The following is a 20,346-nucleotide window of genomic DNA, read 5'->3' as shown; positions in this document are numbered from 1 at the left end:
GTATTTATAATAGTAGTAAAAAAATCTCAGGAAAAGGTTAATCTCTAATGATTCGATCAGTTGTGTGCGGTGTGGGTAGTGCTTTGCCCAAAAAAAGCTTATCGAATGATGAGATTGCAAAATTTGTTGAGACATCTGATTCATGGATTGTTCAACGGACAGGCATACGTCAACGTTATATTGCCAATGAAAATGAGACAACGGTTTCTCTAGGAGTAGAAGCTGCACAAACTGCGCTTGTAAATGCTGGTCTTACAATAAAAGATATTGATTGTATTATTTTAGCAACTTCAACACCAAACCGTACTTTTCCTGCTTCTGCAGTTGAGATTCAGAGCGCTTTGGGAATGAGTCATGGATTTGCTTTTGATCTTCAAGCTGTTTGTTCTGGTTTTATTTTTGCTTTAACAACAGGAGATGCTTATTTACGCTGTGGAGCAGCTAAAAGGATTTTGGTTATTGGATCTGATACGTTTTCTCGAATTTTAGATTGGAAAGATCGCACTACATGTGTTTTGTTTGGTGATGGTGCGGGTGCTGTAGTTTTGGAAGCACAGAAAATTGAGGGTGGTGTTTCTTTTGATCGTGGCATATTATCTGCAAAAGTGCGCTCTAACGGTGCATATATGGATAAGCTGTATGTTGATGGTGGTCCGTCAACAACTCAAACGACAGGCTATTTGCGTATGGAAGGGCGAGAAGTTTTTAAATATGCCGTTGGCATGATAACGGATGTGGTGGATAATTGTTTTTCAGCAATTGGTATGAATGTTTCACAGTTAGATTGGTTTGTACCTCATCAGGCTAATAAACGTATTATTGAAGCATCAGCTAAAAAACTTGGAATTTCTATCGATAAAGTCGTGATTACCGTTGATCAACATGGTAATACGTCTGCAGCATCGGTACCATTGGCTTTGACAACAGCTGTTCATGATGGAAGAATTAAAAAAGGGGATCTTGTTATGTTAGAAGCTATGGGAGGTGGATTTACATGGGGAGCAATTCTTATTCGTTGGTAGATTAGTAGTTGCTTGACCATATTTGAATAAAACGTATAAAATATTTTGTAATTTTTAATATTTGAATAGGTGGTTATAATGACAAGTAAGACAGTAACGCGTGCAGATTTAGCGAGCGTAGTTTGTAGAAAAGTGGGCTTGTCACATACTGAATCAGCTGCATTGGTTGAATTGGTTTTAGATGAAATTTGTAATTCATTGATAAGAGGTGAGGCCGTTAAGTTATCTTCTTTTGCAACTTTTCAAGTCCGTAGTAAAAGTGAACGCGTTGGACGAAATCCAAAAACTGGTATTGAAGCACCTATTCCACCGCGACGTGTTGTAACATTTAAGGCTGCTAATGTATTGAAGCAAAGAATTTTAGATGCACATCGTACCAGACAAAACAGTAATATCACATAAGTCAATTCTATTATAATCTTTAATCTTTGTTGAAGAAACTTGTATAATAGAGAATTGTAAACTCTGTTTTAAGCAAACACTTTTTAGTTTAAATGGAGTTAAATATGATCATATTTTTGACCAATCTTGTTGAGAACTTAAAAACTTGATGAAGCATTATAGAATCATTGTTGGATTTTAAATAAGGTGTTACAGAATGGATAAGAGCTCCGATGCTTTTCGCACAATTAGCGAAGTAGCTGAATTGCTGGGGCTTCCGCAGCATGTATTAAGGTTCTGGGAAACACGTTTTACACAGATAAAACCAATGAAGCGTGGGGGTGGAAGACGTTATTATCGTCCAGTTGATGTCGATTTACTCAACGGTATTAAACGGTTATTGTATGATCAGGGATATACTATAAAAGGTGTACAGCGTCTTTTAAAAGAAAATGGTATTGCTTTTGTTACTGCATTTGGAAATGGTGATCTTAATGCTATGAATGTTGTAATGGACAAGAAACTGGTGGGGCAAACAACTAAAACTACCAGTGACAAACCTAATAAAAAGTCTTCTTTTGGACTTTTAAGTTTTATGCGGAGTGAAGAGGAAGAATCTGTTGGTGCTGTTAATGCTTACAAAGATAAGACAGATAAAACACTGTTACAGGAAACCCTGTTTGAATTAATTGAATGTAAACGTGTTCTTGATAGAGTACGGCAATAAACATCTGCCTTTATTATAAATTCTTTATTTTGTACTGCAACATTAACTATTTATGAGACGACGCAAATCTGGAGGGGTTGCTTCATTCGTAAGTTGTTTAATGACTTCTTCTATTGATAAAGAGACTTGATCCGTACTTCCTAAGCGGCGCATGTTTACGCTATCTGTTTCTGCTTCTCGTTTACCACATACCAGAATAACAGGAACTTTTTGTAAAGAATGTTCTCGTATTTTATAGTTAATTTTTTCATTGCGAAGATCTGATGTTGCAGAAAGACCAACTGCTTTAAGCTTTGCCGTTATTTTTTTTGTATATTCATTTGCTTCAGATGTAATTGAAGCAACAACGACTTGTTCAGGGGCAAGCCAAAGTGGCATATGTCCAGCAAAATTTTCAATTAATATAGCAAGGAAACGCTCCATTGATCCAAAAATAGCGCGGTGTATCATAACAGGCTGACGTTTTTCTGAATCTTTATCGATATAGAATGCACCAAAACGCTCAGGGAGATTAAAGTCTATTTGTGTTGTTCCGCACTGCCACTCACGACCGATAGCATCTTTCAATGTATATTCAAATTTTGGTCCGTAAAATGCACCTTCTCCTGAAAGAATACTTGTTTTTATTTGCCCTGCAAATTTTGTTTCAATAGTTTTAAGAACAGATGTCATAATATTTTCTGCATGATCCCATAACATGTCAGATCCAACGCGTTTTTCTGGGCGTGTTGAAAGCTTAAGACTAATTTCTTTGAAGCCAAAATCAGCATAAGTTGATAAAATTAGATTATTTATATCAAGGCATTCATCAGCTAATTGCTCATCGGTACAAAAAATGTGTGCATCATCTTGTGTAAAGCCACGTACACGCATAAGACCATGTAGTGAACCTGAAGGTTCGTAACGATGAACGATGCCAAATTCTGCAAGTCTCATAGGTAAATCACGATAAGATTTTAAGCCATGTTTAAAAATCTGAACGTGACCAGGACAATTCATGGGTTTTAAAGCGTAAACAGTTTCATCATCCCAATCATTCGTTGCAGGAATTGCCTTAAACATATTCTCTTTATACCAACCCCAATGACCAGATATTTCCCAAAGTGATCTATCGAGAACTTGTGGAGCATTAACTTCAGCATATTGGTGATCATCAAGACGTCTACGCATATAATTGAGCAAATTTTGGAACATTTTCCAGCCTTTTTTATGCCAAAAAACCATTCCTGGTCCTTCTTCTTGAAAGTGAAATAAGTCCATTTCACGTCCCAAACGACGGTGATCGCGTTTTTCAGCTTCTTCTAATATGTGTAGATAGGCTTTTAAGTCATTTTCATTAGCAAATGCTGTGCCATAAATCCTTGTTAGCATTGGATTGTTGGCATCGCCACGCCAATAAGCACCCGCAACTTTCATCAGTTTAAAGGCATTACCAATTTGACCTGTAGATTGCATGTGTGGTCCGCGGCAAAGATCAAACCAATCTCCTTGATAATAGATTTTCAAATCTTGATTTTCAGGGATGCTATCAATAAGTTCAACTTTATAAAATTCATTTTTTTCAGAAAAAATTTCTTTAGCTTTTTCACGAGACCAAATTTCTTTTCTGAAAGGTTTATTACGTTGAATAATTTCACGCATTTTCTTTTCAATGATGGCGAGATCATCTAATGTAAAAGGTTGTTGACGGGCAAAATCATAGTAAAAACCGTTTTCAATGACGGGGCCAATTGTGACTTGTGTTCCAGGAAAGAGTTCTTGCACTGCTTCAGCAAGGACATGTGCACAATCATGGCGTATAAGTTCAAGGGCACGTGGATCTTCGCGAGTAATAATTTCTATCTGACCAGATTGCTCTAATGAGTCCGATAGATCTCGAGTGATTCCATTCAAGTTATAGGCAACAGCTTTTTTTGCGAGTGATTTGGAAAGCGATTCAGCCAATTCCAAACCAGTCATTTCAGAGGGGTAATTACGTTTTGAGCCATCGGGGAAAGAAAGAGAAACAGAGCAAGACATAAAATACCCCTTTAATCCAGTTCCGCCAACGATTGCGGATGGTTTTGTAAAAATTTAATGATAATCAATAAAGGTTAATATGCTCATTTTTATCAATATGCATGAAAAAAGAAAAGGATTATTTCTTTTGTTTGGCAGAAATGTTCCAGTAGCGCCAAGGCTTATAAAAACAGCAGGAGTTTTTAAGGGTAGGTGGTACTGGATCAAAGCCATAGGTTCCAAATGGACCACAACGCATGATACGAAAAATCCCCATCCATGCACCAGCCCACAATCCATGGCGTGCAATTGCTTCATAAGTGTATTCTGAACAGGTTGGTGCATGGCGACACTGGTTTCCTATAAAACCGGAAAGTGTTATTTGATAGAAACGTATCAAAAAAATACCAAGTAATCGTCCAGGTGTTTTGCGCCAAAGGCCTGTATAATTTCTGGTTTGCTTTTTTCTTTGTCTATAGTCTAGTTTAAGCATTTATTTTTTTCAATCTGTTCAATACAATCTATAGTGGCATCGAAGGCGAGCATTGTTGATGCATGACGTGTTTTATAGTCTTTTATGTGCTGCAAGCAAGAAAATGCTTCAAATGGAGCTTGAGGAGGAGGTCCATTTTCCGTGAGCATGTAATAAATAATTTCGCGTAACGCAGTAAGATCTTCTGTTGTTTGACCGATGACATGGGATGCTAAAAGTGAAGCAGATGCTTGCCCTAGAAGACATGCATGCACTTCGTGTGCAAAATCTGTAACAATGCAATTTTTGACTTTCAGGTCTACCGTGATGGTTGAGCCGCAAAGGTGCGCATGCTTTTTTGACGTTGCATCTGGATTATGGAGACGTCCAATTCTGCTTATATGCGCAGCATATTCAAAGATTTTATCACTATAGATATTGTCAATCATGCGCTCCTACCCAAAATTTCTAGAGTTGTAATTGTTTAAGCTTTTAATTCGCTTATATAGAGATTATACAAAATAGAATGGATATATGGCAAATTCTTTGTAGAGGATTAGGCGTGGAGTTTTTAAATGCATAATATCGTTAAAAAAGGAGGTGCTACAGATTTATCTGAGAAAAGGCGTCCTTGTTTTGAAGAAGTGGAAGCAGCGGTTCGTACTTTGCTCTTATGGGTGGGAGAAAATCCGGATCGGGAAGGGCTTTTAGACACTCCGAAGCGTGTTGCCAAAGCATATAATGAACTTTTTGCCGGTTATAGCGAATCGGTTGAAGAAATCTTAGGTACAGCTTTTGAAGAGGTTTCAGATTACAAGGAGCCAGTAATAGTAAAAAATATCCCTTTTTATTCACATTGTGAACATCATATGATCCCAATTATTGGTAAAGCGTATATTGCGTATCTTCCTGATGCAAAAATTGTTGGTCTTTCGAAAATTGCACGTATTGTAGATGTTTTTTCTCGTCGCTTACAGACACAAGAAACGATGACAGCTCAAATAGCTCATACTCTAGAAATGTATTTGAAGCCTCGTGGTGTTGCGGTGCTAATTGAAGCGGAACATATGTGCATGGCTATGAGAGGAATTCAAAAGCATGGCGCAACAACGATAACAACGAGTTTTCACGGTTATTATGAGAAAGATCAAGTTGCGCAAGATCATTTTATGATGATGGTTCATAGGTCATAGTAAATTCATGTCTTGACGATTTATATCAGTTTATAAGGTGTTTGGATAAAATAAATTACGGGAAAGTGAAAATAGGCTTGTACCTTTCTTTGTGATTTGTTAAAGCCAAAAAACCAACATATTTGGTTTCACCACGTGCGGTCGTGGCGGAATTGGTAGACGCGCAGCGTTGAGGTCGCTGTGGGGCAACCCGTGGAAGTTCGAGTCTTCTCGACCGCACCATTTGAGCTCTTTGTAACAAAAGTGAACTCTAGAGAATATAGTACGTGTTGTTGAGGATTTTTTTTTGCGTACTATTTACTATTGCATTCCTAGTAATAGTTTTGAGAGTTTTTGGGGTATGCAGAGGTGAAGTCTTGAATCTTTTCAATAAGATCTGGTGGTGTTGCGGTGAAAAGTACAATATTAAAATATTTGACACTCTTTATTTGTTTTTCTTTACTATCAGCATGTAGTAAAACGCGCGCAGTTCTTTGGCATGGGATACATGCAACACCATCTATGCTCGCAGTACAGAGAGAGGTTGCAGGTGAACCAATTCCTCCGAAAGCCATCATTCCAGTATATGTTGCAACAAGTCGTATGATGCAAAATAACTATTCTCAGCCTTATGGGGTAGAGCGGTCAAATAAAGTACATTATAATCGCGTTGATGTAGGTATTCCTCAACAACATGTAAAGGGGATGGTGGAAACAAATGCATATAAACCTACTCACGATAAATATTTTGCAGCAGTGGCATTACAAAAATACGAGAATAAAGAACAGTTTAAGCGGAAATTGAATAATGATTTAGCAGAAAAGCCAAAAGGAAAAAGGGAAATTTTTCTTTTTATTCATGGTTATAATAATAACTTTGCAGATAGTACATTTCGTACAGCTCAGTTTACTTACGATTATTCTTTAAATGTTGTTGCTGTACATTATTCATGGCCATCTGCTGGATCAGTTCCCCTTTATATTTATGATCGTGATAGCGCAAATTTTGCACGTGATGGATTAATAGAACTCTTGACGCTTCTCAGCGAAACTAATGCTGATCAGATTTCAGTTATTGCGCATTCTATGGGTAATTTTATCATAATGGAAGCATTTAGAACTTTAGCATTAAGAGGGAAATATAAACCAATTCATCGTATTACAAGTTTTTTAATGGCTGCGCCAGATATTGATGTTGATGTATTTGAGCGTCAACTGAATGATATTAAAAAATTACCTCAACCGACTGCTATTTTGGTATCTCGTTCAGATACAGCACTCGCTTTTTCAGGACGTCTTACGGGGGGACATCATCGTGTAGGAGATGGTTCCGATATTGAAATGCTCCGTAAAAATGGTATAGCTGTGCTTGATTTTTCCAATGTTGATGGTGGGACACATAGTGTCTTTGCATCTTCGCCAACATTGATGGCTCTTTCTCGAGAAGGTTCTTTAGCTTCAACAATTATGCAGGGTACAGAATTATCACCAAGCCAAGCAATTCTTGCTGATAGTAGTAGTGTATTGGAAAAAACAACACATCTTATTCTCTATACACCTATACGTCTTTTGTCCCCATTAACTCGATATTAAATGCGAAAAGAGTAAAGATTATTTATCAAATATAAATAAGTAAAAGAATGATATTTTTAGCACTTTCTTTAGAATGATTTTGTAAAATCAAAAATGAATAGCGGGATAAATGTAAAAGCCAGTCATTAAGTGAGTTCATGATGGTTGCACAAAAACGCTATACCAATACGCCTACATTAGTTGATTATTTATCTCATTTCGCAATGAAATTATTAGATATTCATGCAATGCTTTTGAAGGCAAAAAAAGACAATGTAAGGGGAGAGCCGAACCTATTGCGTCAAATTGATTCTACTCAAAAACAATTAGATGAGATAAGTCATGCGCTTATTTTGGAATATCGTAAACGTCAAGAAAATGAACGTTTTTTAAAACAAATTTTGATATCAATTTTCGATCAACTTTTCTCACTTAATAATGGTTTTAAAGAAACTGGACGTCTTTTTTTTCAAGAAATGAGAATCCTTCAATCTCAGATGCAGTGTTTTCATAAAGGTAGGGAGAAGCAACATTTATTGAGTGGGAAAGAATCTTTATATTCTCCGTCAAAAATTGATGAAGCTATTAAGCTGTTACAAAAAGCACGAGAGAAACTTATTGTTGAGAGTCCACATCTCTTTGAAAAAGAATCTTAAAGCGAAGATGAGAAATAAAAAACTTTTAAAGCAGGGTATGTTAATAAAGCTATTTTTGGCTTAAAAAAATAGTGAGACAAGAAAAAATAAATATTATAGACAATATAGTAAATTTTTATTCTTGTATAGCACTGTCCAATCTGGTTTTCCAAAATTTGTTTTTCTTTTGAAATTTTAATGAGGGAAAGGAGAGTATCCTAACTATAAGGAAGCATTGCTGCATTTTTTGAAAACTTTGACTGGCTGGTTGAAGAAGTAATCATTTGGAAACTTATCAATTTTCTGTTCGTGAAGTGCAATTTCTTTAAAATGATTGGAAGGTAGTCGATAATTAACTATACCAGCTTCAATTAGTACAAGCCATTCTTTTTGCTACTTGTAAGATGCTTGATTCTGTCAAAACTAAATTCGGATTTACAATCTAACTTAAAAATTAAAGAACTAGAGATTTTTGAAAAAAAGATGAGTGCAGATTATTTAGAGATGGCTTATGATAATGAAATGATAAGTCATATTTAAAGAAGAACTTGTTATTTTTTATTAAAGATTCCATGTTTGATGAAATTTTCATGATTTCTATTCTATGACTTAAGATGTAAGATTTATTTGAAATATTTATAAACTGAGTATACCGTTCCACTAAAAACATACAGCAATATAATCTTATTATTATATTAGATTCCATTCTTGTGAACTGATGAAGGTAAATAGTTAGAAATCATTGTAATTATAAAAAATACTTTTATTGCAGGCTATTTAATTTCTTTGTAGTTTACAATTTTTTTTATCATTTTATCTTATTTAAGAGGTAATGCGTATTCATTGCTATTTGTTCATTTTATCTGAAAAGGTGGAGTTATACTAATGTCAAAAAAAGTCATGATCGTGGAAGATAATGAACTTAATATGAAATTATTCCGTGATCTTGTAGAAGCCTGTGGCTATGAAACTGTTGAAACACGTAATGGTCTTCTTGCACTAGATTTGGCTCGTTCATCAACACCCTCTCTGATCCTTGTGGATATTCAATTGCCAGAGGTATCAGGAATTGATGTAATTAAAAAGCTAAAAGATGATGAGGATCTTAAGTTCATTCCTATTGTAGCTGTAACCGCCTTTGCTATGAAAGGAGATGAGGAGCGCATTCGTGCAAGTGGATGTGAAGAATATATGTCCAAGCCCATTTCCGTTCCTCATTTTATGACAATGATAAAGCGCTTTTTGGATTAGACTTTGGCATAATAATAGTAGAAAAACACTTAAAACGTTAACGAAGCATTTGCGACTATATTGCCAAAAAAGCCCCGTTGAAAACGAGGCTCTGTATATTGCATAAAATTAACGCTTTGAAAATTGGAAAGAACGACGCGCTTTTGCTTTACCATATTTTTTACGCTCGACAACACGGCTATCACGAGTAAGAAAACCACCTTTCTTCAAAATTTTACGAAGTTCTGGTTCATAATATGTTAAAGCTTTAGAAATGCCATGACGTACAGCACCAGCTTGTCCAGAAAGTCCACCACCTGCAACGGTTGCAACAATATCAAATTGGGTATCCCTATTTGTTGCAACAATTGGTTGGCGAAGAATCATTCTAAGAACAGGACGCGCAAAATATTTGTCAAATTCTTTATTATTGATGATTATTTTGCCAGAGCCTGGTTTAATCCAAACGCGAGCAACAGCATCTTTACGTTTCCCTGTTGCATAGGCACGTCCTTGTGAATCAAGCTTTTGCACATGGACAGGAGCGACATTTTCATTGGCTTCTACAATATTTGTTACTGCACCAAGCTCAGAAAGAGAATTAATTTCAGCCATAATCAAGCAATCCTTTTGTTTTTGCGGTTTAAAGCACCAACGTCAAGAGCTTCGGGCTGTTGTGCCGCATGCGGGTGTTGGCTTCCAGCATAAACACGTAAATTCTTCAATTGGCGACGACCAAGTGGTCCACGAGGAATCATACGCTCAACGGCTTTTTCAACAACGCGTTCAGGAAAACGTCCTTCAAGAATTTGGCGTGCTGTGCGCTCTTTGATTCCACCAATATATCCGGTATGCCAATAATATTTTTTATCCGTATATTTTTTGCCAGTGAGAGCTATTTTATCTGCATTAATGACAATAACGTTGTCACCATCATCAACATGTGGAGTAAATGTAGCTTTATGTTTGCCCCGTAAGCGGTTAGCAACGAATGTGGCAAGACGACCTAAAATGAGGTTCTCTGCGTCAATAATAACCCATTTTTTCACCACTTCAGTTGGCTTTTGTGAAAAAGTTGCCATAGAAGTATCCTTTATTAAAACCCTTTCATATTAAGGGCATTTTTTGTTGCTTTGCGTTGAAAATTGTTACCATAGCGATATTTAACGCATATTATTTGCTCTGATATAATGTCTTTTGATGTACGTCAAGAGAAAATAAAAACTTATAAAACAGAGCCTTATGGTTGAGGTATTATAATACTACAATTTTGTATTATTTATGCATATTTTAAACTAGAACGGATATTTCAAAAGAGTGCTTTATTTCTAACTGTTGATTGTATTTTATTTGCTTTCATTGTAAAATGAGCGACGATGCAGCACCCCCGTTATTTTCTCAATGTTGAATCTTCTGCTTGCGGTCAGGCTTGGTTAGATGCCCTTGATATTCGAGGAATAAACAATGCGCGCGCTATTTCTCAAAAATTTGGTTTTCCAGATGCGTTAGCGCGCGTTCTTTCTGCAAGAAATGTGGATGAATCTGAAGCTGTTGTTTTTATCAATCCAACGTTGCGTGATTTAATGCCTGATCCAAAAAGCTTTACGGATATGCAATGCGCAGCAGAGCGCATTGTTAAAGCTATTTTGAATCAAGAAAAGGTTGCTGTTTTTGGTGATTATGATGTTGATGGCGCTTGTTCATCAGCACTCGTAGCGCGCTTTTTCCGTTATTTTGATATGGAAATAAAAATTTATATACCTGATCGTATTGTTGAAGGATATGGTCCAAATGAACAAGCAATGAGAATGCTCGTACAAGAAGGGGCCCATTTGATTATCACCGTTGACTGTGGTGCAAACAGCCCAGATGCAATAAAAGCAGCAAGGCTTGCAGGCGCTGATGTTATAGTTTTAGATCATCATCAAATGTCAGAGGTTCATCAGGAAGCTGTTGCTCTTGTCAACCCTAATCGCCCTGATGATTTTTCTGGACAGGGGCATTTATGTGCTGCTGGTGTTGTCTTTGTTACATTAGCATGGGTTCATCATTTGTTGCGGAAGAAAAACTTTGCAGAAAAGCTTCCTGACCTTTTAAGTATGCTTGATCTTGTTGCATTGGCGACCATATGTGATGTCGTTCCGTTACAAGGTGTTAATCGCGCTTTTGTAGTTAAAGGGCTTCAAGTTGCTCGTTCTATGTATAACCTCGGGATAGCAGCTTTAACCAAAGTTGCGCGTATAGGAGAGCCGTTAAATAGTTTTCATTTAGGTTTTTTGTTAGGCCCGAGAATTAATGCAGGAGGTCGTATTGGAGATCAGGCTTTAGGGGCGCGTTTGCTTAGTTGCGATGATAAAACTGAAGCTGATAAAATAGCAGAGCAATTAGATGAACTTAATCAAGAACGCCAAGAAATGGAGGGTATTCAATTAGCACAAGCAGAAGCTTATATTAATTCCCTTTACCAAAATAAAGAAACGCCATTGTCACTTGTGATTGCTCATCAAGAATGGCATCCGGGAATTGTTGGTATTCTTGCATCTCGCTTAAAAGAGCGCTTTTTTTGTCCTGTTTTTGCAATTGCTTTGAAAGCAGATGGAAGTGGCGTAGGATCTGGGCGCTCAATTAGTGGGATAGATTTAGGAACACTTGTTCGTGAAGCATTAGCATTAAATTTAATCGAAAAAGGTGGAGGGCATAGTATGGCTGCTGGAGTCACTATCCAATCAGCAAAAATTGAAACTTTCCGAGAATGGCTAGAAGGAAAAGTTTCTTTAATGGTTTCTGAGTTGCGTACTCAAAGATCTCTGCGTATAGATGGTTGTCTTTCTGCTTCTGGTGCTAATAAAGATCTGTTTGAGATGATTGAAAAAGCAGGTCCATTTGGTTCAGGGAATAGTACGCCTATTTTTGTTCTTCCCTCTCATCGATTAATTAATTTGTGTGAAATTGGAAAAGGGCATTTTCGCCTTGTCATTTCTAATATTGAAGGAAAAAAGCTACAAGGAATAGCATTCCGTGCTGTAGGAACACCACTTGGTTCTTTTCTTTCTGAAAATATTGGTGAAATGATTCATATGGCTGGTACTCTTAGTTTGAATTATTGGAATGGAATGATTAATCCACAGCTACGCGTTATTGATGCTGCTGCAGTGGTTTGAAAGGAATGTTCAGAAAAGCTTAGATGTCTAGATGAGAAGAAAAAGTAGAATTTTCTTGTATAAATCGGAATCTTGCTTCTGGTTTAGTTCCCATAAGACTTTCTACGATATTTTTAGTTTCTTGCATTTCCATCATATCAATAGAAATGCGTAGCAATGTACGTTTTTGAGGATGCATTGTTGTTTCTTTAAGCTGTTCAGCACGCATTTCGCCAAGCCCTTTGAAACGTCCAATTTCAATTTTAGTTTTTCCAGTAAATTCGGTTTTTAGTAATTCATCTTTATGAGTATCATCACGTGCATAAGCAATTTTTCCTCCTTGCGATATTCTATAAAGGGGAGGTACAGCAAGGTATAAATGTCCTTGACGAATGAGATCCGGCATTTCTTGAAAGAAGAAGGTAATGAGAAGAGAAGCAATATGAGCACCGTCAACATCCGCATCCGTCATAATGATAATACGTTCATATCGGAGATCTTCCTCACGATATTTGGAGCGCGTTCCACATCCAAGCGCAAGTATAAGATCACAAATTGTCTGGCTTGAACTCATTTTTTCCCGTGCGGCACTGGCTACATTTAAGATTTTGCCACGAAGAGGTAAAATGGCTTGATTTGCTCTATTTCGTGCCTGTTTTGCAGAACCACCAGCGGAATCACCTTCCACAATAAATAATTCAGCGCCAGCTGCAGAGTTTTGACTACAATCTGCAAGTTTGCCAGGCAAACGTAATTTACGGACAGCTGTTTTTCGATTTATCTCTCTATCTTGGCGTCGTTTAACACGTTCTTCAGCACGTTCAACAACCCAATCAAGAAGTTTTGTTGATTCCTGTGGAGAATTTGTTAACCAATGATCGAAAGGATCACGTATAGCATTTTCAACAATACGCTGTGCTTCGATTGTTGCTAATCGGTCTTTAGTTTGTCCAACAAATTCAGGATCTCTTATGAAGATTGAAAGGATTGCAACTGCTGAAATCATAACATCATCGGATGTAATAATAGCAGCACGCTTATTTCCTATTAACTCAGCATAGGATTTTAATCCGCGCAAAAGAGCTTGACGCAGTCCTATTTCATGTGTTCCTCCTTCTCCGGTAGGAATAGTATTGCAGTAGGATTGTATACAAGCATCACCACCATGCCAAGCAATAGCCCATTCAACGGAACCATGGCCATTACGTTGTTTTATTTTTCCAGAAAAAATTTCTGATGTTACTCGATATTCTTTTTCCAGTGATGAGAGCAAATAATCTTTTAGTCCATTTGGAAAGTGAAAAATAGCTTTTGCAGGAATATTTTGTTTTCCTTCAAGCATGATAGGATCACAATTCCAGCGAATTTTTACGCCGCCAAAAAGATAGGCTTTAGAGCGTGCAATTTTATAAATTTTCTCTGGATCAAAGGCTGCTTTTTCGCCAAAAATTTTACTATCAGGATGGAAACGAACGCGTGTGCCACGACGATTATAAACATCACCGAGGTCTTCTAATCCAGACTGAGGAATACCGCGTGAAAAGCGTTGGCGGTAAAGTTTGCGTTCTCGTGCTACTTCAACTTCCATATCGTCGGAAAGAGCATTGACGACAGAAATTCCTACTCCGTGTAACCCACCAGCAGTTTGATAAGCTTTTCCATCAAATTTTCCACCTGAATGGAGTTGCGTCATAATGACTTCAAGAGTAGATTTATTAGGCATTTGCGGATGATTTTCGATAGGAATGCCACGTCCATTATCTGTGACAGTTAAATAACCGTTTTTATCTAATGAGACATCAATCAAGTCTGCATAACCCGCAACGGCTTCATCCATCGCATTATCAATAATCTCAGCAAATAGATGATGTAGCGCTTTGCTATCTGTTCCCCCGATATACATTCCAGGACGCAAACGTACGGGTTCTAACCCCTCAAGTACCCGAATAGAAAGGGCATTATAATTATCTTCCTGTGTATTCTGTTTTGAAGCCATCTCTTCTGAATTTACTAGAGGACGTAGTTTCTTTTCGTTTGTATTTATTCGAGACTGCGCATTATTTAAAATACTAAAAAGATCCTTTTTGCTATCGCTCATGGCGTTTGATTATTTACCTCATTAAAATAAATTCTTAATCAAAATAAACTTTATGCCTGTTTTTTATTTAAAAATCAATTCACTTAGGCAACATCAATTGTTGGGCCAAAAATTTGTTCAAATGCTTGTTTCAGAGCAATGTCAATATCGTGCATTGTTACAGGAAAACCTAGATCAAGAAAGCTGGTAACACCGTGTTTTGTGATTCCACAGGGAACAATCCCTGAATAATGTGCTAAATTAGGATCAACATTAATGGAAATGCCATGAAAGCTTACCCATCTACGTACACGAATGCCAATAGCAGCGATTTTATCTTCGGGAAAGAAATCGTTTGGCATTGATGGGTAATTGGGTCGTTTAACCCAAACGCCAACACGATCTTCTCGACGTTCTCCTCTAATATTAAATTTTGCAAGCATCTGTATGATCCACTCTTCTAGTGCACCAATAAAAGCACGGATGTCTTGTTTTCGGCGTTTAAGATCAAGCATGATATAAGCAATACGCTGTCCTGGTCCATGATATGTAAATTCACCACCCCGACCTGCTTCATACACAGGGAACAAATAAGGTGCTAAAAGGTCTTTTTTTTTGGCACTTGTTCCAGCTGTGTAAAGAGAAGGGTGTTCCAAAAGCCAAACTTGTTCATGTGCGGTTTGCGTCAAAATATTTTCTACATGTTTTTGCATATAGCGCAAAGCTTCAGGATACTCGACTAAATTATCACTAATTTTCCATTCTACCGGTGGACTCCCATGGAATGCTTTAAAATGATGCGGTAGGCAATCGCGGCTAATATATTTTGATTTAAATGTCATCAGCAATATTTATGTTAGCGTTAGAGTTTTTATTGTAATCAATATAAGAAATTATAAACTAAGATGCGGAATTATTTATTAAAGTGAGAGAAAATACAATATTTTATTCATTACGCTTTAAATTTGCGTTTATTTTACCATCTCCCTGTTGCTCCGCCACCACCTGATGATCCACCACCACCTTTGAAACCTCCTCCTCCTGAATGGTTTCCAAATATTCCACCAGAATATCTACCGCGAGCATTTAAATTCAAAAACCAAGGTGTGAAGATGATACCCATCCAGAGATATTTTTGTGGGCCTACTTTTTTACCAAAAATCATTGCTAAAATTGGTAAACCAACAATTATAAAAAGTGCTAAAAACATAATTGTATTGATGACCATTTCTTCTTTTTCAGCTTGTTTACGTTGTGCTTCAACAGCTTTTACTTTTTCTTTGATTCGAAAAGAAAAATCAGAATCATTTTCTGTAATAATTTTGATAATTGCATGAACGGCTTCGACAATTCCTTTTTGATAATTTCCTTCACGGAAATTTGGAAGAATGAAGGTATTAATTATGACTGAGGAAACAGCGTCTGTTAACTCTCCTTCCAAACCATAGCCTACTTCAATACGTATTTCGCGTTCATTTGGTGCAATGACGAGTAATACACCGTTATTGATCTGTTTTTGACCTAATTTCCATATGCGAAAAAGGGAGTTACTATATGTCTCTATATCAATTCCTGAAAGGCTAGGGAGAGTTATAATAACAATTTGATCTCCTGTTTTTTCTTCAAGTGTAGCCAGTTTTTTTGCTAGATTCTCTTTTGTTATATGATCAAGCAAATGAGCCATATCGTTAACATAACCAGTTAAAGGAGGAAATTTTGTTTGTGAACAAGCAACACTTTTCAGTGCAAAAAACAAACACAAAATCCCCATAAGAGCCCATAAATATAGAAAAACACTGTGTCGTATGGAATGTCTAAATAATTTCATTTAATTAAAATTAACTTTTGGTGTTTTTTGGTTATCGGTATCAATAGTAAATGTTGGCATAGGTTTAGCATCACGAAACCATAGTTTTGCCCAAATCATTGTTGGTATTGTTTTAAGGGCAGTGTTGTATATACGCACTGATTCTATATAATCACGGCGAGCAACAGAAATACGGTTCTCAGTTCCTTCTAATTGTGATTGGAGAGCTAAAAAGTTCTGATTTGCTTTGAGATCAGGGTAGTTTTCAACAACAGCCATAAGACGCGAAAGCGCGCTTGATAAATTTGCTTGATTGTTGATATATTGTTGCATTATTTCTGGGTTATTCAACATATCGGCATTAATGTTTACTTGCGTTGCTTTGGCACGAGCTTCAATAACATTCGTAAAAACAGCTTGCTCATGAAATGCATATGCTTTGACAGTTTCTACAAGATTAGGAATAAGATCTGTTCGGCGTTGATATTGGTTTAGTACTTCACTCCATGCTGCATGTGCTTTTTCTTCATTTGTTGGTATAGTATTAAATCCACAACCACTTAAAAATGGCATTAAAAATACAAAAAAAACAGCTATTGAAAATCGTCTTAACATTTTATTCATAGGATAAGTAAGTCTCATTGAAGTTTGTACATTTAACATAAAAATATCTCCGCAGCTATTTCACAAATTATATAGGATGTATTTTCTTTATGAAAAGTGTTTTTAATTTAAGAAAACAGATTCTTTATGAAAAAAATTATATTTTTATAATTTTTTACTTTAATAAAATTATTGATTAATCTTACTTAGTGATATTTTAAAATACTATTATTAATATTAGCTTATTAAATATTAATAATATATTGTAAAATATTAAGGTAAATTAATGATTGAAACAGATTCAATTACTTGACCTAGAAGTGGTTTATTTTTAAAGGCCTATCGATACGTATATATTAATAAAATTTGTATTTGAGTAGCTTACACCATAAAACAGTAAAGCTTTGTTAATAAGTGTAGATGACGAAAATGACATATGTTTTATAATTTCCTTAACTCTAATCACATTGCTATGTGAAATACGTTGTTTATTCAATAAATTCAGTTGTATGAGATTAATTAAAAAATTCCTCTATTCTCCAATAGAGCAACATGTTCCTTCAAATATGATAACTGTGATATCTAGATATAGAAAGAGATCATTTCACTGAATCTTCATAATCAGTAATGACAATAGACAGGAAAAACCATGGAAAGCCGCCACCGTGACCCACTGCTATGAAAAATAAAGCAGTTATACCACAGAAATTACACTCGAAGCACCAAACAAGGGAAACAAAACAGGAGAAAAGGAAACTTCTGAGTGACAGAAAATCAAAGGATCAAGTTAACCATTTGATCGATCGTGATGAGGAATAGGTGCAACTTGCACCAATTTCTCAAAGAGCAATAGAATCAAGTTGATCCTACTGCATGAGTACAGCAATAGGGTAATGTTTACCCAATTCCTCAAAGGAGCAATGGTGCAAACATTGCACAATTGCATACTGAAAAGCAATTCGGTTAAGTTGACCGAATTGCTTAAACATTTCTCTCTTTAATAATGTGCTTAGGATACAGAAAAATTATCAGTCAATTTATGTAGAAAGAGGTCACTGCATCTTATAAATGCCGCATCTCAAATAATCCGACTCTGGCTCAAGAACTCATCATCTCAAATTGCGACTTTTAGAGGAAGAAAAAAAGATTCATGGAAGAGTTTTTAAATACCTTTTGAAAGGTCTTTGAAGACCCTTTGAGAACCCCTTAAAAATCCTTTGAAAAAAAATAAATTGGTACAAAACCTAGTGTCAAAATATACAAAACCCGATGACAAGCTACATACAGACATAAAATCAATAAGTTATAGCACGACAAAAGTGCTGTGGCGGAGGGGGTGGGAGCGTTATATTTATATAAAATCAATAAGTTATATAAAAGTTCGGGAGTTTTGATTCCGTTGATTCTTTTAACTTATTTTATGTCTATCCCGAACCTTTTTGTAGCTTTTTGATTGCTTCTATTGCAAGTCGTTTTCTATCAGCTGTTTTGGTATAAAGGGATGCCATTTTATCTTCTGTCCAGCCAAAAAGCGCTTTCATTTGTGAAACCGTAGCACCAGCATTGGCCGCACGTGTTGCTGCTAATTTTCGCAATCCGTGCGCTGATTTTTTAATACCCGCCGTATTACACGCTTCACGAAAAAGGTTGCCAAAGCTTTCTTTGACAAGCTTATTTCCACCTTTACCACAAATGAATGTTTCATTACCTATGGGACCAATTTTAAGGGTTTCTGCTAGTTCAGGCAAAATTGGAAGAAAAACATCTGTTTTAAATTGGCTCTTTTCTGTTTTGAGATAAATGATATTATCTTTGACATCTTTCCAGCCGATACGAACGGCATCACCACGGCGCAAGCCTGTATAAAGAAGAACATCAATCCATACGCGTTCATGTGTACCATGTGACCAACGGTGATAATATTTATCTATGTCCTCTTCTAGCCATGGCAGTAATCCCTCACTGTTCAAAGATTTTGGTGCTTTTATATTAAAGGCAGGATTTCTATTTAAAAGGGCATTATCAACCGCCCAATTAAAGAGACCGTTTAAAGAGGTCAAAAAATGTTTTGCTGCTGCGGGGGTATCCCGCCTTCTGTCTACGGCGTCAAGGATATGGTGTCTTTCTATGCTTTTATATGCACGATCACCAATATGTTTAGAAATATTATTCAGAATTCGATATTTAACTTTTTTAGTGGATTCTGATTGATTATGCCATTGCATGCTTTGTAAATACTGATGCAATAACCAATCGAAAGACCCTTCTGTAAGTCTGGTGTGTCTTATTTTCTTGGAGATGCCATTTTGTGCTTGTTTAATGGCAAGCGTATAATTATCGACGAACTCTTGCGTTCCATAGGTTCCTTCAATCCGAAACCGTGATCCATGACCAATACGTACATACCATATAACTTTACCATGGCGTGTACGTTCACGAACAAGATGTGGTGGACGACGCTTTGGCATGGCTAAAACTTTATATCATCGACAGAAGGGCAAGATTTATTGGTGCTGTATTCTTCTTGCTCGTTTTCAAGCGGTGGAAAATCGTTGATGCTATAAACATTACTTGTTGTTGATGCTGTGGTTTTATTGATATGAATTAATAATTCCCCTGTAGGTTTGATTTCTATGAGTTCGCATCCTTGTTTTTTAGCTTCTCTTAAAGCACGAGCAATAGCTGGTTGTGTGATAGTAGGTGGGCGGTGTGGCATGTTTATTCCCCTTCATTTTAGATGTAATTCCCTCGTGGCGTGAATCACGCTTGTGTTTAAAAGTTGTTTGTGTGGTTAAAAACGGCTTATGTAGCTTGGATAGATTGTTGAATATTCACTTTTGGAGATGATTGAAGTTTCTCCACGAATTTCAAAATTACCAGAAATATCTATATTATCGAAAACATATACTTTATCTTGAATTCTAATATCTCCGGAAATGTGCGCATTTCCACATATAACGGCTTTTCCATAAACACGAGCATTGTCATAAACAAGACCATAAACATATGCATCGTCATAAATTTGTGCATTGCCGAAGATTTGCGCATTATGATCAACATGAGCATCTCCACAAACCTTCGCATTCTCGAAAACCTGTGCATTATCTCTAATTATTGCGCTTTCAAATATTTGTGCATTTCCGTAAACTCTAGCATCATCACAAACCTTGGCATCATGCCAAACCCAACAGTTGCCCTCATGACTTAAGTTATCTTCTTTTGCTATAAAGCCGCCTAGGTCACCTTTTTTAATATTTCTAAAGTCTCGTAATGCGCGAATGCGGTAAAGAGTTTTTCCGAAAAAATCATCTGTCTCATCAGTAAGTTCATATTTCTTTTCCATGGTTTATTTCCTTGATTTGCGCACAATCCACCCGCAGCGTGAATCATGCATTACTTAAAAGTTGTTAGGAAAGGGTGGGGGTGCTGGGAGGAGAGAGCACCCCCATAGGTTTAAGCAGCTCTTGCCAAGATCTGCTTCATGTCTTGATCTATTTCCGCTAAGAAGGT

At 36.5% G+C, this 20,346-nt stretch carries 20 protein-coding genes and 1 tRNA gene; 9 read left to right on the top strand and 12 right to left on the bottom strand.

From position 1 onward, the window contains the following. Window positions 1–47 precede the first annotated feature (47 nt). The 3 genes from MCS_RS03050 (at window position 48) to MCS_RS03040 (ending at window position 2,130) form a co-directional block, all read left to right on the top strand. Entirely contained in the window at window positions 48–1,022 is a 975-nt protein-coding gene (locus MCS_RS03050) for a beta-ketoacyl-ACP synthase III (RefSeq protein ID WP_004855579.1), read from the top strand. Between the two features lie 78 nt (window positions 1,023–1,100). Further along, window positions 1,101–1,424: an integration host factor subunit alpha gene (locus MCS_RS03045; RefSeq protein WP_004855577.1), complete on the top strand. Its 324-nt coding sequence runs from the start codon at window positions 1,101–1,103 to the stop codon at window positions 1,422–1,424. Between the two features lie 196 nt (window positions 1,425–1,620). Then, window positions 1,621–2,130, top strand: a complete 510-nt coding sequence (locus MCS_RS03040) for a MerR family transcriptional regulator (protein WP_004855575.1) — start codon at window positions 1,621–1,623, stop codon at window positions 2,128–2,130. Window positions 2,131–2,172: 42 nt separating this feature from the next. On the opposite strand, the gene thrS is transcribed toward MCS_RS03040, so the two are convergent. The 3 genes from thrS to MCS_RS03025 all read right to left on the bottom strand — a co-directional run bounded on the left by thrS (window position 2,173) and on the right by MCS_RS03025 (window position 5,049). Continuing rightward, complete coding sequence (gene thrS / locus MCS_RS03035) at window positions 2,173–4,149, bottom strand: threonine--tRNA ligase (RefSeq protein WP_004855574.1); 1,977 nt, start codon at window positions 4,147–4,149, stop codon at window positions 2,173–2,175. A gap of 118 nt (window positions 4,150–4,267) precedes the next feature. Then, complete coding sequence (gene yidD, locus MCS_RS03030) at window positions 4,268–4,621, bottom strand: membrane protein insertion efficiency factor YidD (protein ID WP_004855573.1); 354 nt, start codon at window positions 4,619–4,621, stop codon at window positions 4,268–4,270. After that, window positions 4,609–5,049, bottom strand: coding sequence for an iron-sulfur cluster assembly scaffold protein (locus MCS_RS03025; protein ID WP_004855571.1), 441 nt, complete (start codon window positions 5,047–5,049; stop codon window positions 4,609–4,611). Before MCS_RS03025 ends, yidD begins: the two co-directional genes overlap by 13 nt. 126 nt (window positions 5,050–5,175) lie before the next feature. Here MCS_RS03025 and folE point away from each other — a divergent pair, with 126 nt between their 5' ends. From folE to MCS_RS03000, 5 genes are all read left to right on the top strand, one after another. Further along, on the top strand, window positions 5,176–5,793 hold the full coding sequence (gene folE / locus MCS_RS03020) for a GTP cyclohydrolase I FolE (protein WP_004855569.1): 618 nt from the start codon (window positions 5,176–5,178) through the stop codon (window positions 5,791–5,793). A 137-nt stretch (window positions 5,794–5,930) separates the two neighbouring features. Next, window positions 5,931–6,015, top strand: a tRNA-Leu gene (locus MCS_RS03015). Window positions 6,016–6,183: 168 nt separating this feature from the next. Continuing rightward, window positions 6,184–7,365, top strand: a complete 1,182-nt coding sequence (locus MCS_RS03010) for an alpha/beta hydrolase (protein WP_004855567.1) — start codon at window positions 6,184–6,186, stop codon at window positions 7,363–7,365. Between the two features lie 140 nt (window positions 7,366–7,505). Further along, window positions 7,506–8,000, top strand: coding sequence for a hypothetical protein (locus tag MCS_RS03005; RefSeq protein WP_004855565.1), 495 nt, complete (start codon window positions 7,506–7,508; stop codon window positions 7,998–8,000). 864 nt (window positions 8,001–8,864) lie between these two features. Then, window positions 8,865–9,230: a response regulator gene (locus MCS_RS03000; RefSeq protein ID WP_004855562.1), complete on the top strand. Its 366-nt coding sequence runs from the start codon at window positions 8,865–8,867 to the stop codon at window positions 9,228–9,230. A gap of 108 nt (window positions 9,231–9,338) precedes the next feature. Here MCS_RS03000 and rpsI read toward each other — a convergent pair whose 3' ends face one another. Both rpsI and rplM read right to left on the bottom strand, forming a co-directional pair. Further along, a complete protein-coding gene (gene rpsI, locus MCS_RS02995; protein WP_004855560.1) occupies window positions 9,339–9,824 on the bottom strand; it encodes a 30S ribosomal protein S9 in 486 nt (161 codons plus the stop codon). A 2-nt stretch (window positions 9,825–9,826) separates the two neighbouring features. Further along, window positions 9,827–10,291, bottom strand: a complete 465-nt coding sequence (gene rplM, locus MCS_RS02990) for a 50S ribosomal protein L13 (RefSeq protein WP_004855558.1) — start codon at window positions 10,289–10,291, stop codon at window positions 9,827–9,829. A 294-nt stretch (window positions 10,292–10,585) separates the two neighbouring features. On the opposite strand from rplM, the gene recJ reads away from it, so the two are divergent. Further along, window positions 10,586–12,370, top strand: a complete 1,785-nt coding sequence (recJ, locus tag MCS_RS02985; protein ID WP_004855556.1) for a single-stranded-DNA-specific exonuclease RecJ — start codon at window positions 10,586–10,588, stop codon at window positions 12,368–12,370. A 19-nt stretch (window positions 12,371–12,389) separates the two neighbouring features. Here the strand turns inward: recJ and parE are convergent, their stop codons facing one another. From parE to MCS_RS02950, 7 genes are all read right to left on the bottom strand, one after another. Further along, window positions 12,390–14,447 carry a DNA topoisomerase IV subunit B gene (parE, locus tag MCS_RS02980; RefSeq protein ID WP_004855554.1) on the bottom strand — a complete coding sequence of 686 codons (2,058 nt, stop codon included), beginning with the start codon at window positions 14,445–14,447 and terminating at the stop codon, window positions 12,390–12,392. An 83-nt stretch (window positions 14,448–14,530) separates the two neighbouring features. Then, window positions 14,531–15,268, bottom strand: a complete 738-nt coding sequence (gene lipB, locus MCS_RS02975) for a lipoyl(octanoyl) transferase LipB (protein WP_004855553.1) — start codon at window positions 15,266–15,268, stop codon at window positions 14,531–14,533. Window positions 15,269–15,402: 134 nt separating this feature from the next. After that, window positions 15,403–16,254 (bottom strand): TPM domain-containing protein, encoded by an 852-nt coding sequence (locus MCS_RS02970; protein WP_004855551.1) that lies wholly within the window; start codon window positions 16,252–16,254, stop codon window positions 15,403–15,405. Continuing rightward, the gene (locus MCS_RS02965; protein ID WP_004855549.1) at window positions 16,255–16,896 is read right to left on the bottom strand and encodes a LemA family protein; all 642 of its coding nucleotides are present in this window, start codon (window positions 16,894–16,896) and stop codon (window positions 16,255–16,257) included. 1,364 nt (window positions 16,897–18,260) lie between these two features. Continuing rightward, window positions 18,261–19,304: a tyrosine-type recombinase/integrase gene (locus MCS_RS02960; RefSeq protein WP_004855547.1), complete on the bottom strand. Its 1,044-nt coding sequence runs from the start codon at window positions 19,302–19,304 to the stop codon at window positions 18,261–18,263. Between the two features lie 2 nt (window positions 19,305–19,306). After that, complete coding sequence (locus MCS_RS02955; RefSeq protein ID WP_004855545.1) at window positions 19,307–19,552, bottom strand: hypothetical protein; 246 nt, start codon at window positions 19,550–19,552, stop codon at window positions 19,307–19,309. A 75-nt stretch (window positions 19,553–19,627) separates the two neighbouring features. After that, on the bottom strand, window positions 19,628–20,179 hold the full coding sequence (locus MCS_RS02950; protein WP_004855542.1) for an LbetaH domain-containing protein: 552 nt from the start codon (window positions 20,177–20,179) through the stop codon (window positions 19,628–19,630). Window positions 20,180–20,346: the final 167 nt, after the last annotated feature.

This window comes from Bartonella doshiae NCTC 12862 = ATCC 700133 (assembly GCF_000278155.1).
Lineage (GTDB): Bacteria > Pseudomonadota > Alphaproteobacteria > Rhizobiales > Rhizobiaceae > Bartonella > Bartonella doshiae.
The sequence above is the reverse complement of the archived record's forward strand: the minus strand, read 5'-3'. Positions and strand labels throughout refer to the sequence as shown.

Excerpts from the sequence above, each read along its gene's own strand:
- MCS_RS03050 (WP_004855579.1), top strand. The coding sequence starts at position 48 with ATGATTCGATCAGTTGTGTGCGGTGTGGGTAGTGCTTTGCCCAAAAAA.
- MCS_RS03045 (WP_004855577.1), top strand. The coding sequence starts at position 1,101 with ATGACAAGTAAGACAGTAACGCGTGCAGATTTAGCGAGCGTAGTTTGT.
- MCS_RS03040 (WP_004855575.1), top strand. The coding sequence starts at position 1,621 with ATGGATAAGAGCTCCGATGCTTTTCGCACAATTAGCGAAGTAGCTGAA.
- thrS (WP_004855574.1), bottom strand. The coding sequence starts at position 4,149 with ATGTCTTGCTCTGTTTCTCTTTCTTTCCCCGATGGCTCAAAACGTAAT.
- yidD (WP_004855573.1), bottom strand. The coding sequence starts at position 4,621 with ATGCTTAAACTAGACTATAGACAAAGAAAAAAGCAAACCAGAAATTAT.
- MCS_RS03025 (WP_004855571.1), bottom strand. The coding sequence starts at position 5,049 with ATGATTGACAATATCTATAGTGATAAAATCTTTGAATATGCTGCGCAT.
- folE (WP_004855569.1), top strand. The coding sequence starts at position 5,176 with ATGCATAATATCGTTAAAAAAGGAGGTGCTACAGATTTATCTGAGAAA.
- MCS_RS03005 (WP_004855565.1), top strand. The coding sequence starts at position 7,506 with ATGGTTGCACAAAAACGCTATACCAATACGCCTACATTAGTTGATTAT.
- MCS_RS03000 (WP_004855562.1), top strand. The coding sequence starts at position 8,865 with ATGTCAAAAAAAGTCATGATCGTGGAAGATAATGAACTTAATATGAAA.
- rpsI (WP_004855560.1), bottom strand. The coding sequence starts at position 9,824 with ATGGCTGAAATTAATTCTCTTTCTGAGCTTGGTGCAGTAACAAATATT.
- rplM (WP_004855558.1), bottom strand. The coding sequence starts at position 10,291 with ATGGCAACTTTTTCACAAAAGCCAACTGAAGTGGTGAAAAAATGGGTT.
- recJ (WP_004855556.1), top strand. The coding sequence starts at position 10,586 with ATGCAGCACCCCCGTTATTTTCTCAATGTTGAATCTTCTGCTTGCGGT.
- parE (WP_004855554.1), bottom strand. The coding sequence starts at position 14,447 with ATGAGCGATAGCAAAAAGGATCTTTTTAGTATTTTAAATAATGCGCAG.
- lipB (WP_004855553.1), bottom strand. The coding sequence starts at position 15,268 with ATGACATTTAAATCAAAATATATTAGCCGCGATTGCCTACCGCATCAT.
- MCS_RS02970 (WP_004855551.1), bottom strand. The coding sequence starts at position 16,254 with ATGAAATTATTTAGACATTCCATACGACACAGTGTTTTTCTATATTTA.
- MCS_RS02965 (WP_004855549.1), bottom strand. The coding sequence starts at position 16,896 with ATGTTAAATGTACAAACTTCAATGAGACTTACTTATCCTATGAATAAA.
- MCS_RS02960 (WP_004855547.1), bottom strand. The coding sequence starts at position 19,304 with ATGCCAAAGCGTCGTCCACCACATCTTGTTCGTGAACGTACACGCCAT.
- MCS_RS02955 (WP_004855545.1), bottom strand. The coding sequence starts at position 19,552 with ATGCCACACCGCCCACCTACTATCACACAACCAGCTATTGCTCGTGCT.
- MCS_RS02950 (WP_004855542.1), bottom strand. The coding sequence starts at position 20,179 with ATGGAAAAGAAATATGAACTTACTGATGAGACAGATGATTTTTTCGGA.